This window comes from Pseudomonas sp. GW822-FHT02G04 (assembly GCF_058802085.1).
Map to the genome: position 1 here is coordinate 145,182 of NZ_JBXANU010000005.1, position 13,670 is coordinate 158,851.

General features: G+C 60.6%; 9 protein-coding genes. 7 read left to right on the forward strand and 2 right to left on the reverse strand.

The genetic code is table 11. The features are described 5' to 3' along the window. Window positions 1-23 precede the first annotated feature (23 nt). The gene (locus tag AC1RO5_RS09235; RefSeq protein WP_493174628.1) at window positions 24-1,124 is read right to left on the reverse strand and encodes an alkene reductase; all 1,101 of its coding nucleotides are present in this window, start codon (window positions 1,122-1,124) and stop codon (window positions 24-26) included. 149 nt (window positions 1,125-1,273) lie between these two features. On the opposite strand from AC1RO5_RS09235, the gene AC1RO5_RS09240 reads away from it, so the two are divergent. Then, the gene (locus AC1RO5_RS09240; protein WP_493174629.1) at window positions 1,274-2,158 is read left to right on the forward strand and encodes a LysR family transcriptional regulator; all 885 of its coding nucleotides are present in this window, start codon (window positions 1,274-1,276) and stop codon (window positions 2,156-2,158) included. A 79-nt stretch (window positions 2,159-2,237) separates the two neighbouring features. Here AC1RO5_RS09240 and ahr read toward each other — a convergent pair whose 3' ends face one another. After that, window positions 2,238-3,269, reverse strand: coding sequence for an NADPH-dependent aldehyde reductase Ahr (gene ahr, locus AC1RO5_RS09245; RefSeq protein ID WP_493174630.1), 1,032 nt, complete (start codon window positions 3,267-3,269; stop codon window positions 2,238-2,240). A 514-nt stretch (window positions 3,270-3,783) separates the two neighbouring features. Between ahr and AC1RO5_RS09250 the strand changes: the two genes are divergently transcribed. The 6 genes from AC1RO5_RS09250 (at window position 3,784) to eprS (ending at window position 13,569) form a co-directional block, all read left to right on the forward strand. Then, a complete protein-coding gene (locus AC1RO5_RS09250) occupies window positions 3,784-5,232 on the forward strand; it encodes a serralysin family metalloprotease (RefSeq protein ID WP_493174631.1) in 1,449 nt (482 codons plus the stop codon). Window positions 5,233-5,299: 67 nt separating this feature from the next. Beyond that, window positions 5,300-5,722, forward strand: a complete 423-nt coding sequence (locus tag AC1RO5_RS09255) for an AprI/Inh family metalloprotease inhibitor (protein WP_493174632.1) — start codon at window positions 5,300-5,302, stop codon at window positions 5,720-5,722. A 208-nt stretch (window positions 5,723-5,930) separates the two neighbouring features. After that, window positions 5,931-7,718 carry a type I secretion system permease/ATPase gene (locus tag AC1RO5_RS09260; protein ID WP_493174633.1) on the forward strand — a complete coding sequence of 596 codons (1,788 nt, stop codon included), beginning with the start codon at window positions 5,931-5,933 and terminating at the stop codon, window positions 7,716-7,718. Beyond that, a complete protein-coding gene (locus AC1RO5_RS09265) occupies window positions 7,715-9,064 on the forward strand; it encodes an HlyD family type I secretion periplasmic adaptor subunit (RefSeq protein ID WP_493174634.1) in 1,350 nt (449 codons plus the stop codon). The genes AC1RO5_RS09260 and AC1RO5_RS09265 overlap by 4 nt, the downstream gene beginning before the upstream one ends. Before the next feature lie 2 nt (window positions 9,065-9,066). After that, entirely contained in the window at window positions 9,067-10,431 is a 1,365-nt protein-coding gene (locus AC1RO5_RS09270) for a TolC family outer membrane protein (RefSeq protein WP_493174635.1), read from the forward strand. 180 nt (window positions 10,432-10,611) lie between these two features. Beyond that, window positions 10,612-13,569 carry an autotransporter serine peptidase EprS gene (gene eprS, locus AC1RO5_RS09275; RefSeq protein WP_493174773.1) on the forward strand — a complete coding sequence of 986 codons (2,958 nt, stop codon included), beginning with the start codon at window positions 10,612-10,614 and terminating at the stop codon, window positions 13,567-13,569. The last annotated feature ends 101 nt before the right edge of the window (window positions 13,570-13,670 follow it).

A 13,670-nucleotide genomic window follows, 5' to 3' on the forward strand; every position in this document is an offset into this window, starting at 1 on the left:
CCAGCTGCCGGCGGTGCAGAGTATCAGGCGGCTTCGGTGTAGAAAGGATAGTCCGTGTAACCCGCTTCCGTACCGCCGAAGAAGGTCTCGCGGTCGTACGGGTTCAGCGGCCAGCCGTTGCGCAGGCGCTCTGGCAAGTCAGGATTGGCAATGAAGTGGCGGCCAAAAGCGACCAGGTCGGCATCGCCTGCTTCCAGGATCGCCTTGGCCGATTCACCGGAGAAGCCGCCTGCTGCGATAAGGGTGCCCTTGTAGTGCTGCCGGATGAGTTGGGATGCCACCGGGTTCTGGTCCCGGCGCTCGTCTTCGGCGACACCCAGGATGCGCGGCTCGATCAGGTGCAGATAGGCGAGGTCCAGTTTGTTCAGCTCGCGTGCGACATAGGTGAACAGGCCAACGGGGTCACTGTCGGACATATCGCCGAAATTGCCGCTCGGCCCCAGACGCACCGCCACCCGATTGCTGCCCCAGACGGAGATCACAGCCTCTACCGCTTCCAGCAGGAACCGGCTGCGGTTTTCGAACGAGCCACCATAGATATCCGTACGTTTGTTGCTGCCGTCCTGCAGGAATTGATCGAACAGGTAGCCGTTGGCCGAGTGCAGCTCCACGCCGTCGAAGCCGGCAGCGATACCGCGTTCGGCCGCGGCGCGGAAGCTTTCTACCAGCCCGCGGATTTCAGCGATGGTCAGTTCGCGCGGCGGGGTGCCGGGGGTCCAGCCGGACTCGGTGAAGGCCAGGCCGCCGTGCTCCACGACGGAAGGGGCCACCGGCTGGCCGCCGTCCGGCTGCAACAGGCTGTTGGACTGGCGCCCCGCGTGGTAGAGCTGCAGGAAGATTTTGCCGCCCTTGGCATGGACGGCGTCGGTCACCAGCTTCCAGCCGGCAATCTGGCTGTCGTCATACAGACCGGGAGCACCGAGGTATCCATTGCCATTGGCTGCGGCGATCGTGGCTTCGCCGATCAGCAGGCCACCGGCGGTGGTCCGCTGGGCGTAGTACTCAGCCATCAGTTGGCCAGGAATGTCGCCTGGTTCGGCACGCATGCGGGTCAGTGGCGCCAGAACGACACGGTGGGCAATATGATAAGGGCCAATTTGGATGCTCGTATGCAGTTTGGACATGACAACGATACCTATCAGTGGTGGGATGAGCGCAATGTAGGCGTGTAACGCGTGAAGAAAAATATCTCGCGATGCCGAACATTTCGGATGTTTTTTCCGTAATCCCGCCTTGTTGATGTGGTACCCCCGAGGGGCACGCAGGAAAAGTGATGGAAAGTCTGAGTGGCATCTCAATGTTCGTGCAGGTCGCCGAAACGCGCAGCTTTACCGACGCTGCCCGCCAGTTGGGGGTGTCGTCCTCGACCGTGGGCAAAACCATCGCCCGGATGGAAGAGCGCTTGCATGTACGGCTGTTTCATCGCAGTACACGCAGTATCACGCTGACTGCCGAGGGAACCGTATTTCTTGAGCGATGCCGCCGCATACTCAGCGAGGTCTCCGCTGCCGAGTCCGAGCTGTCGAGCCTGGCTGGCAGCCCGCGTGGTCGGCTTCGCGTGGGCACGCCTCTGCTGGCCGACCTGATGATGCCGGCCTTTGACGGGTTCATGGAGCGGTATCCGGAAGTCGAGCTGGATATCGATTTTTGCGACCGCATGGTCGATGTGATCGAGGAGGGGTTCGACGTGGTGATTCGGACCGGCGAGCAAAGCGACTCTCGCTTGACCGCGCGCCGCCTGGGTTCCTGCGAACATGTGCTGGTGGCGTCGCCCACGTATCTCAAGCGGCATGGTGTACCCAGTTATCCGCGTGAACTGGAAAGTCATTTCTGCCTGCAACACAAATTCCCCGCCACAGGAAAACTGGAGCGTTGGCCGCTGCGGCTCGGAACATCCGAGGCTGAGTTGGCGTTGCCCGCCACGATGACGTCGAACACGATCGAGCCCCTTGCCTACGCTGCAATCCAGGGCAGGGGCATTGCCTTTCTGCCCACCTTCCTCGTGCGCGAAGCGCTGGAAGGCGGCCAACTGGTCACCGTGCTGGACGACTACATGGACCGCCAGGTCGTCTTCTGGATGTTGTGGCCAGCCAGCCGCTATGCCTCGCCCAAGCTGCGCGTGTTCATTGACTACATGAGTGCGCACTTGCGCATCTGACTCCTTACGCCTTCACGGTTGGAGATCTCGAGTAGCGGCGGCAAAAGGCGCGTGCGGTATTACCCGACGCGCCAATTTGTCATTTGCTGGCGTCCAGCACGACGCGGTAGCGCGCCTTGCCACTGCGCAGGTGATCGATGGCGTCGTTGATCCGGCTCATGGGAAAGTGCTCGACCTGCGGCAAGATCTGATGGCGGGCGCAGAACTCCAGCATGGTTGCCGTGGTACTGGGCGAGCCGACCGGCGAGGCGGACACGCTCTTTTGTTGGGGAAGCAGGTCGAACACATGCACTGGGATAGCGCCGGGCACCGCGCCAACAAAATGCAGACGCCCCTTGCCGCGCAGCGTGCCGAGCATGGCCGGCCAGTCGAGGTCGGCGTTGGCGGTGACCAGGAGAAAATCCAGGGTGCCGGCAATGGATTTCAGCGCGTTACTGTCGGTAGAGGCGAGCACGTTGTGTGCCCCCAGGCGCCTGGCTTCGTCCTGCTTGCTCAACGATGAGGTAAAGGCCGTGACTTCGCAGCCCCAAGCGTTGAGGAAGCGTAGTGCCAGATGACCGAGGCCGCCGATTCCCACGACACCGACCCGGTCAGTGGGCTTGACGTCGAATTCCACGAGCGGGTTGAACACCGTCGAGCCCGCGCAGAACAGCGGTCCGGCCATGGCCGGGTCAAGTCCGTTCGGTATCGCAAGCGCCCAGGCCCAGTGCGAACGCAGGCGATCGGCGAAGCCGCCGTTACTGCCGACGATGGTGGGCTGGACTGTGTTGCATAGCTGGTGGGAGCCTTCGATACACGAGGAGCAATGCATGCAACTGCCCTTGTACCAACCGATGCCCACCCGTTGTCCCACTTCGAGACCGCGTACCTGTGCGCCCACTCGCACGATACTGCCGACCACTTCGTGGCCAGGGATAAACGGGTAGTGGCTCAGGCCCCATTCGTTATCGATCATCGACTGGTCGGAGTGGCAGACGCCGCAATACTCCACGGCGACTTCCACCTCCTCGGCGCCCAATGGACCGGGATCGTAGCTATAGCGCTGCAGTGGCGCGCCTGCCGATGTTGCAGCCCAGCCGGTAAAAGTAGTGAGTTCGGTGCTGTTGCTCATGGGATACCTCCAGATCAGGAGACAGGGACTTTGGCCGTTCGGATGCGGTGGCCTGGCAAGCCAGAGCGTAATCAGTCTAGCAGGCCGCAATCACGAGCATGGTCTGAGGGCGGTGCCGGGATTAACGGTTTGTCGGAGCTCTGTCGTCGTCCACTGCCGCAACTAACTGGACGTTTAATTTAGTTGATATCAATACACTGGCACTGACACTAATAAGTCCAAAAAAAGAGAACCGATCAACAAAAAGACAACTTACCAATATTTAATATTTAAATACGAAATTGTCGGACAATCCGGCTGAAACCCCGCACTAAAAACAATCTTTCGACAGCACAAGCAATGTTTGCTGGAGTTCTGCGAAACAGTTCAATTTGACGTCAAAAAAAATGTAGACGTTTGATTTCGAATTGTGTCAGTTTTCATACGCCTTCATTGGGCGAGTGATAGGACGATCTCGCCAGAGATTGTCGTATCGGACAAAAACTGTTCCATTGCTAAACAAGGAAGTGTGTTTATGTCGAAAGTAAAAGACAACGCTATTGATCTCGCCGAACAGAGCTTTGCGCCATTGGCTGCATCCAGTTCTGCCTACAATCAGATCGATAGTTTCAGCCATCAGTATGATCGTGGCGGCAATCTCACGGTCAATGGCAAACCCTCCTTCTCCGTCGATCAGGCCGCTACCCAGCTGCTGCGTGACGGCGCTGCCTACCAGGACAAGGACGGCAGTGGCAAAATCGAACTCACTTACACGTTCCTGACCTCGGCTTCGTCGAGCACCATGAACAAGCACGGCATTACCGGGTTCAGCCAGTTCAATACGCAACAGAAAGCCCAGGCCGTGCTCGCCATGCAATCCTGGGCCGACGTGGCCAACGTCACCTTCACCGAGAAGTCCTCCGGCGGTGACGGTCACCTGACCTTCGGCAACTACAGCGGTGGTCAGGATGGCGCGGCGGCATTCGCTTATCTGCCTGGCACGGGCGCCGGTTATGACGGTACTTCGTGGTACCTGACCAACAGCAGCTACACGCCGAACAAGACGCCGGACCTGAACAACTACGGCCGTCAGACCCTGACCCACGAAATCGGTCATACCCTGGGCCTGGCCCACCCTGGCGATTACAACGCCGGTGAAGGCGCGCCGACCTACAATGACGCAACTTACGGGCAAGACACCCGCGGTTACAGCGTCATGAGCTACTGGAGTGAAAGCAATACCGACCAGAACTTCAGCAAGGGCGGTGTGGAAGCTTATTCTTCCGGCCCGCTGATGGACGATATCGCCGCCATCCAGAAACTCTACGGTGCCAACACCACCACCCGCACTGGCGACACCACCTACGGCTTCAACTCCAACGCCGGCCGCGACTTCCTGAGCGCGTCTTCGTCGTCGGACAAAGTCGTATTCTCGGTGTGGGATGCGGGCGGCAAGGATACTCTGGACTTCTCCGGATTTACCCAGAACCAGAAGATCAACCTCAATGAAGCCTCGTTCTCCGACGTTGGCGGCCTGGTGGGCAACGTGTCCATCGCCAAAGGCGTCACTGTCGAGAACGCGATTGGCGGTTCGGGTAGCGACCTGCTGATCGGTAACGGCGTGTCCAACGAACTGAAAGGTGGTGCCGGAAACGACATCCTCTTCGGCGCGGGCGGTGCGGACAAACTGTGGGGCGGTTCGGGTTCGGACACCTTCGTGTTCGCGGCCAGCAGCGACTCCAAGCCAGGTGCGGTCGACCAGATCCTCGATTTTGTCAGCGGCCTGGACAAGATCGACCTGACTGGCATCACCAAGGGCGCGGGCCTGCATTTCGTGAACTCGTTCACCGGTGCGGCAGGCGATGCAGTGTTGACCACTTCGGGCGGCAACAGCCTGTTGTCGGTGGACTTCTCCGGGCATGGCGTGGCTGATTTCCTGGTCAGCACCGTTGGCCAGGCGGCGTTCTCGGACATCGTGGCCTGATTCAAGGCAAAAAGGAGGGCGGCGCTTTACGCGTCGCTCTCTGCCCCGATCCAGAGTAAAACGCCCTATGACCCAGAACGCTTTTACCTGCAAAACTACCGCGTGGCTGTTGGCGGCGCTGATGATGTTTCTTGGAGAAGTAGCCATGGCAAGCAGTCTGAAATTAGCCGACCCGTCGGAGCTCGCCGGCAAATGGCAAGCCATTTTGAATACCGCGCAAGACTCGCCCGAGTCCCAGGCGCTGCAGGACAAACCGTCGAATGTCTGCACGATAGAGCTTAAGTCGGAACAGACCCTGGGTGAGGGGGCCGATTGCCTCAGTGCCTGGCTGGAAAAATCGGCGATGGGCTGGTTCCCGGAGCCGGACGGCATTGCCGTGACCGGGGAAGAAGGCTCAAGAATTGTGTTCTTCAGCCGACAACATGAGGGGCTTTATAAAAGTACCTTGAAGTCGGGGCTGATTATTACGCTCACGCGCGCAGCGCAATAAGCGAAAAGAGTCGGACCAACGGCAGGGCTGGATATAAAGACCGTTATTGCAGTTATAAGCAGCAGATCAATAACCAGGACTCTTTAAGGTCCATAAAAATTGTTATTAATCTGTCGGCGATAACCGGCAAAAGAATGTCTCGGCCGTGTGCGGACAGTTAATTGGAACCTCGCAAGTGATGCGAGGCTTAATACTTCAGGAAAAACCAATGAAGATGGCGAAGAGCCCGGCCACCGCACCGTTATTCAAGGCACTGGGCGACTATAAGAGCATCTTGATCAGCGTCGGCTGCTTTACCGCATTGATCAACGTTCTGATGTTGGTCCCATCGATTTATATGCTCCAGGTTTATGACCGGGTGCTGTCGTCGCAAAACGAAACCACACTGGCGATGTTGTCGTTGATGGTAGTCGGGTTCTTCGCCTTCATCGGGCTGCTGGAGACCGTACGCAGTTTCATCGTCATCCGTATCGGCAGCCAACTGGAACGCCGTTTTAACCTGCGGGTGTATCAAGCCGCCTTCGAGCGCAACCTGTTCAAGGGCGAGGGCAACGCCGGGCAATCCCTGGGTGACCTGACCCATATTCGCCAGTTTGTCACCGGCCCGGCGTTGTTTGCCTTCTTCGATGCGCCGTGGTTTCCGGTCTATCTGTTTGTGATTTTCCTGTTCAACGTCTGGCTCGGCGTATTGGCCACCGCGGGTGCGGTGCTGTTGATCGGGCTGGCCTGCCTCAACGAGGCCATGACCAAAAAACCTTTGGGCGAAGCCGCGGGGTTTTCCCAGAAGTCCAGCCAACTGGCCACCAGTCACCTGCATAACGCCGAAACCATTCAGGCCATGGGCATGCTCGGCGCATTGCGCAAACGCTGGTTTGGGGTGCACTCGCGTTTTCTCGGCTTGCAGAATCAGGCCAGCGACACTGGCGCGGTCATCAGTTCCCTGAGCAAAACCCTGCGCCTGTGCCTGCAATCCCTGGTCCTGGGGTTGGGCGCCTTGCTGGTGATCAAGGGTGACATGACCGCCGGGATGATGATCGCCGGTTCCATTTTGATGGGTCGGGTGCTGAGCCCCATCGATCAGTTGATCGCTGTGTGGAAACAGTGGAGTGGCGCCAAACTCGCTTACCGTCGCCTCGACGCCTTGCTGCAAGCCTTTCCACCGAGCGACGAGGCCATGGCGCTGCCGGCGCCGAAAGGCCAGATCACGTTCGAGCAAGTCAGTGCCGGCCCGCCGGGGCAGCGGGCAGCGACTTTACACATGGTCAATTTCAACCTCGGTGCCGGCGAAGTGCTGGGCGTGCTCGGGGCTTCCGGCTCCGGTAAGTCGACCCTGGCGCGGGTGCTGGTCGGCGTCTGGCCGACGCTGGGCGGCACGGTGCGCCTCGATGGCGCGGACATTCATCGCTGGAACCGCGACGACCTCGGCCCTTACATCGGTTATCTGCCTCAGGACATCGAATTGTTCAGCGGCAGCATCGCCGAAAACATCGCCCGATTCCGTGAGGCGGATCCGCAAAAAGTCGTCGAAGCCGCGCAACAGGCTGGCGTCCATGAATTGATCCTGCGCATGCCCCAGGGCTACGACACCGTACTCGGTGAAGACGGCAGCGGTTTGTCCGGCGGCCAGAAGCAACGGGTGGCCCTGGCTCGCGCGTTGTACGGCCATCCGAGCCTGGTGGTGCTGGATGAACCGAACTCCAACCTCGACACCGTTGGCGAAGCGGCACTGGCCGGCGCCATCGCACACATGAAGGCCCGGGGCACCAGCGTGATTCTGGTCACCCATCGCTCTTCGGCCCTGGCCCAGGCCGACAAGTTGCTGGTGCTCAATGAAGGTCGCTTGCAAGCCTTCGGCCCAAGCCAGGACGTGCTCAAGGCGCTTGCCGGCAACCAGTCGGTTACCCAGGAACAGCCACGTGAAAAAGCCGCGCAGGCACCGGGCGGGCTCAGCATGAGCCGGCAGTATCAGCCCACGACCAGGAATTCGGGTGTATGAGCAGCAAACGCATGAACAACGACAGCGAAGCGACGATGGAACACGACTACATTGCCGAACGCCCTGAGCGCGACGCCCGTTTCTTCGCCCGCATGGGCTGGATGCTGGCGATTGTCGGCGCCGGCAGCTTTTTCACTTGGGCGAGCCTCGCGCCGCTCGATCAAGGCATCCCGGTGCAGGGAACCGTCGTGGTCTCGGGTAAGCGCAAAGCCGTGCAATCGATGAGCAGCGGCGTGATCAGCCAGATTCTGGTGCGCGAAGGCCAGGTGGTAAAACAGGGCCAGCCGCTGTTCCGCCTCGACCAGACCCAAGTCGCGGCCGACGTGCAATCGCTGCAAGCGCAATACCGCATGGCGTGGGCCAGCCTGGCGCGCTGGCAGAGTGAACGGGACAACCTCAAACAGGTGAATTTCCCCGCTGAGCTGAGCAACGATCCCGACCCGCGCCTGGCGCTGGTGCTTGAAGGCCAACGGCAATTGTTCAGCAGCCGTCGCGAAGCCTTTTCCCGTGAGCAAGCTGCCCTGCGCGCGAACATCGAAGGCGCCAGCGCGCAACTGGCCGGCATGCGCCGCGCACGCACCGACCTGACGGCCCAGGCCAGTTCCCTGCAACAACAGTTGAGCAATCTGCAGCCCTTGGCGGACAACGGCTACATCCCGCGCAACCGCTTGATGGAATACCAGCGTCAGCTGTCGCAAGTACAGCAAAAACTGGCAGAGAACACCGGCGAAAGCGGCCGCGTGGAGCAGGGCATCCTCGAGTCCCGGCTGAAGCTGCAACAGCACAGCGAGGAATACCAGAAGGAAGTCCGCAGCCAACTGGCCGACGCGCAGCTCAAAAGCGTGACCCTGGAAGAGCAACTGACTTCCGCCGGCTTCGACCTGCAACACAGCGAAATTATCGCCACCGCCGATGGCATCGCGGTCAACCTTGGGGTTCATACCGAAGGCGCGGTGGTACGCCAGGGCGAAAACCTGCTGGAGATTGTCCCGCAAGGCACCAGCCTGGAAGTGGAAGGGCACTTGCCGATCAACCTGATCGACAAGGTCGGCACGCACTTGCCGGTGGACATTCTGTTCACCGCGTTCAACCAGAGCCGTACCCCGCGAGTGCCGGGCGAAGTCAGCCTGATCTCCGCCGACCAGATGGTCGATGAGAAAACCGGTGCGCCGTATTACGTGCTGCGCAGCAGCGTCAGCGATCAGGCCATGGAAAAACTCAATGGCCTGGTGATCAAGCCTGGCATGCCCGCAGAGATGTTCGTGCGCACTGGTGAACGTTCACTCCTCAACTATCTGTTCAAACCGCTGCTCGACCGGGCAGGCTCCGCGTTGACCGAGGAATAAGGATGTTCGGTTGTATGAATAAGCTTTCCCTGCTCGCAGCGACCCTGGCGTTGCTGACGTGCAACAGCGCGATGGCCATGGGGCCGTTCGATATCTATGAGCAAGCGTTACGCAATGATCCGGTGTTCCTCGGCGCCATCAAGGAGCGCGATGCCGGCCTTGAAAACCGCGCCATTGGCCGCGCCGGGCTGTTGCCGAGGCTGGGTTACAACTACAACAAGGGGCGTAACTCCTCCAAGGCCACCAATCTGAATGCCCGCGGTAACAGCCAGAGTGAAGATCGCAACTACAGCAGTTACGGCTCGACCCTGACCCTGCAACAGCCGTTGCTCGACTACGAGGCTTACGCTGCGTATCGCAAAGGCGTGGCGCAATCGCTGTTCGCCGATGAAAACTTCCGTGGCAAGAGCCAGGAACTACTGGTTCGCGTGCTGGAGAATTACACCAAGGCGCTGTTCGCTCAGGACCAGATCGACATCGCGCGCGCGAAGAAAAAAGCGTTCGAGGAGCAGTTCCAGCAGAACGAGCAGATGTTCCGCCAAGGGGAAGGCACGCGCACCGACATCCTCGAAGCCGAGTCACGTTACGAGCTGGCGACCGCCGAGGAAATCGAGGCGCGTGACGAGCAGGATGCAGCTCTGCGGGAACTGGGCGCCCTGGTGGGTGTAGCCGCCATCGACATTGGCGACCTGACGCCGCTGGATCAGAACTTCCAGACCTTCACCCTGCAACCGGCCAACTACGACACCTGGCACGAGATGGCAGTGGCCAACAATCCGAACCTGGCCTCCCAGCGCCAAGCGGTGGAAGTGGCGCGCTACGAGGTCGAACGCAATCGCGCCGGGCACCTGCCGAAAGTCAGCGCCTACGCCTCGATGCGCCAGAACGAATCGGAAAGTGGCAACACCTACAACCAGCGCTACGACACCAACACCATCGGTATTGAAGTCAATGTGCCGCTGTATGCCGGTGGCGGCGTCTCGGCCTCGACCCGACAGGCCAGCCGCAACATGGAGCAGGCTGAGTACGAACTGGACGGCAAGACCCGGGAAACCTTGATCCAGCTGCGCCGCCAGTTCAGCGCCTGCCTGTCGGGGGTCAACAAGTTGCGCGCTTATCAGAAGGCCCTGACGTCGGCTGAAGCGCTGGTGGTCTCGACCAAGCAAAGCATTCTCGGTGGCGAACGGGTCAATCTCGACGCATTGAATGCCGAACAACAACTATTTACCACCCGCCGGGATCTGGCGCAGGCACGCTACGACTATCTGATGGCCTGGACCAAGCTGCACTACTACGCCGGCACCTTGAACGAGCAGGATTTGGCCAAGGTGGATGAGGCGTTCGGCCAGGGCCCGAGGGCACAGTAGCCATCAGAAAACAGTGTGGCGAGGGAGCTTGCTCCCGTTCGGTTGCGCAGCAACCGCCATTGGGTCTGCTTCGCAGCCCAGCGGGAGCAAGCTCCCTCGCCACAGAGTCACAGCAACACCTCGCCCCTGGGACCGGGGCCTAGAACTCTAAAAACGCCAAGAAAGCGAGATGTCATGCACATGGACGTACAGATCAAGCCGATGTCGGTCGGCACGCTATTGCTCGTGATTTCATCAGCGCCAGGCCCGGCCCAGGCGCAATACCTGGAAACCGGCACCCTCGGTGACCCGGCCAGTTGGCGTTCTGCGGAGTTCCAGCGCGATTGGGGCCTGGGGCGGATGCAGGCCGATCAAGCCTATGCCGCCGGCATCACCGGCAAAGGCGTGAAAATCGGCGCGCTGGATTCCGGTTTCGATTCCAGCCATCCCGAATTCGCCGCAGACCGCTATCACGCAGTGACGGCCAGCGGCAGCTATGTCGATGGTTCAGCGTTCAATGTCGACGGCACGCTCAACGCCAACAACGACTCCCACGGCACCCACGTCACCGGCACCATGGGCGCGTCCCGGGACGGCAACGGCATGCACGGCGTGGCATACAACGCGCAAATCTACGTCGGCAACACCAACAAGAACGACAGTTTCCTGTTCGGTCCCAACCCCGACCCGCGCTACTTCAAAGCGGTCTATAACGCCCTGGCGGATGCCGGTGTACGCGCGATCAACAACAGTTGGGGCAGCCAGCCGAAGGACGTCAGCTACCGGACCCTCGACGACCTGCACGCCGCCTACGCCCAGCACTGGAACCAAGGCACCTGGCTCGACGCCGCCGCCGACGTTTCACGCCGTGGTGTGATCAACGTATTCAGCGCCGGCAACAGCGGTTACCCGAATGCCAGCGTCCGCTCGGCCCTGCCGTATTTTCAGCCAGACCTGGAAGGCCACTGGCTGGCCGTATCGGGACTGGATAAAGGCAACCAGCAGAAATACAACCAGTGCGGGATCGCCAAATATTGGTGCATCACCACGCCAGGCGCGAAGATCGACAGCACCATTCCCGGCGGCGGTTACGCGATCAAATCCGGCACCTCCATGGCCGCACCGCATGCCACCGGGGCACTGGCGCTGGTGATGGAGCGCTATCCGTACATGAACAACCGGCAGGCGCTGGAGGTGTTGCTGACCACCGCAACCCAACTCGACGGTTCGATCACCGACGCGCCGACCACGCGCGTCGGTTGGGGTGTGGCCAACCTCGACCGGGCGATGCGTGGGCCGGGGCAACTGCTCGGCGCGTTCGACGCTAATCTGGGGGCAGGGCAGAGCGACGTCTGGAGCAATGACATTTCGGACAAGGCGCTGATTCAGCGCCAGGCCGAAGACACCGCCGAACACAGCGCCTGGCAACAGACATTGCATGACAAAGGCTGGGCAAATGGTATCCCGGCCGGCGCCAGTCAGCAGGATCAGACCGACTATGCAGTAGGTATGGCGAGGGATTCCGCCGCCGCCAACCGAGTCTACGAAGGCAGCCTGATCAAGTCCGGTGCCGGACGCTTGATGCTGACCGGCGACAACACGTATCGCGGCCCGACCACGGTCAACGGCGGCTTACTGGCGGTGAACGGTTCGCTGACATCGGCAGTGACGGTCAATGCCAACGGCACCCTCGGCGGTAACGGGCGAATTGCTGCCTTGACCGCCAATGCCGGCGGCACCGTGGCGCCCGGTAACTCCATCGGTACGTTGCAAGTCAGTGGCGATGTGACGTCTGCGCCGGGGTCGACCTATGCCGTCGAACTGTCGCCCAGCATCAGCGACCAGATTATTGCCAACGGCGTGGCCACGGTCAGCGGCGCCACTGTCAGCCTGTCGCTGGAAAACAGCCCGACCTTGCTCAGCACCCAACAAGTGCAAAGCCTGCTGGGGCATCAGTACAACATCCTGCAAGCGGCAGGTGGAATTCAAGGCCAGTTCGGTGCGGTGCTGCCCAACTATGTGTTCATCGGCGGCAGCCTCGATTACGCCGCGACCGGCATTCAGCTGAGCGTCGAGCGTAACGCCACGACCTTCGCCAGTGTCGGCCAAACCCCGAATCAGCGTACCGTCGCCGCTGCCGTGGAAGGGCTAGGCGCGGGCAATGCGGTGTACGAAAGCCTGCTGCTGTCGCCGACCGCAAGCTCGGCGCAACAGGCGTTCCAGCAATTGTCGGGGGAAATCTACCCGGCGCTGGGCTCGGTGTTGATCAATGACAGCCGTTACCTGCGCGATGCGGTGGGTGAGCGCCTCAATGAAGCCAACGGTTCGCGCAGCAATGGCTGGATCAAAGCCTTGGGCGCCTGGGGCAAGACAGATGAGCGCCACGACAACGCCGGCTACACCACGTCGATTGGCGGTTTGCTGGCCGGTGTCGATGGTGCTGTCGATGACGAAACCCGTGTCGGCCTGGTCGCTGGCTATAGCGACAGCTCGGTCAATATGGGCTCTGGAACTCATTCATCGGCGCAGGTCGACAGTTATCACTTGGGCGTCTATGCCGGCCACGAAATGGGCGCATGGCGCTTGAGCGCCGGCGGTGCCTATAGCTGGCATCGGGCCGACGTCAAACGTGACCTGCAATACGCTGACGTCAGTGCCAAACAGAAAGCCAAGGTCGATGCCGGGACCACTCAGGTGTTTGGTGAAGCGGCATATCGCTTGAACTTGCAGCCGCTGGCTGTGGAACCGTTCGCCAACCTCGCTTATGTGCACCTCGATACCGAAGGTTTCACCGAAAAAGGTGACGCCGCCGCGCTCAAAAACCGCGGCGACCGGCGTGACGCGGTGCTCGGCACGTTGGGCGTTCGCGCGCTGAAAACCCTGACGTTGTCCGGCCAACAACAGCTGGACCTGAGCGGCAGCCTCGGTTGGCAGCACAACCTGAGCAACACCGATTCTGAAGAACACCTGGCGTTTGCCAGCGGTGGCGCACCGTTCGTGGTGGAGAGCTCGCCGCTGGTTCGCGATGCGGCGCTGGTGGGCGCCCATGCCAGCCTGGTCTTGAGCCGGGACATTCGGTTGAACCTCGATTACACCGGCCAACTGGCCAGCCGCGAGAAGAGCCATGGAGTCGGGCTGAGTCTCAATTGGCAGTTTTAACCCGAGGGGCTCCGCAGCCCCTGTAGGAGCGAGGCTTGCCCGCGAAGAGGCCGGTACTTCCAACACTTATGTTGGCTGTTAAATCGCTTTCGCGGGCAAGC

Coding starts and splice junctions, on each gene's coding strand:
- AC1RO5_RS09250 (WP_493174631.1), top strand. CDS start 3,784: ATGTCGAAAGTAAAAGACAACGCTATTGATCTCGCCGAACAGAGCTTT.
- AC1RO5_RS09270 (WP_493174635.1), top strand. CDS start 9,067: ATGTTCGGTTGTATGAATAAGCTTTCCCTGCTCGCAGCGACCCTGGCG.
- ahr (WP_493174630.1), bottom strand. CDS start 3,269: ATGAGCAACAGCACCGAACTCACTACTTTTACCGGCTGGGCTGCAACA.
- AC1RO5_RS09255 (WP_493174632.1), top strand. CDS start 5,300: ATGACCCAGAACGCTTTTACCTGCAAAACTACCGCGTGGCTGTTGGCG.
- AC1RO5_RS09235 (WP_493174628.1), bottom strand. CDS start 1,124: ATGTCCAAACTGCATACGAGCATCCAAATTGGCCCTTATCATATTGCC.
- AC1RO5_RS09260 (WP_493174633.1), top strand. CDS start 5,931: ATGAAGATGGCGAAGAGCCCGGCCACCGCACCGTTATTCAAGGCACTG.
- eprS (WP_493174773.1), top strand. CDS start 10,612: ATGGACGTACAGATCAAGCCGATGTCGGTCGGCACGCTATTGCTCGTG.
- AC1RO5_RS09265 (WP_493174634.1), top strand. CDS start 7,715: ATGAGCAGCAAACGCATGAACAACGACAGCGAAGCGACGATGGAACAC.
- AC1RO5_RS09240 (WP_493174629.1), top strand. CDS start 1,274: ATGGAAAGTCTGAGTGGCATCTCAATGTTCGTGCAGGTCGCCGAAACG.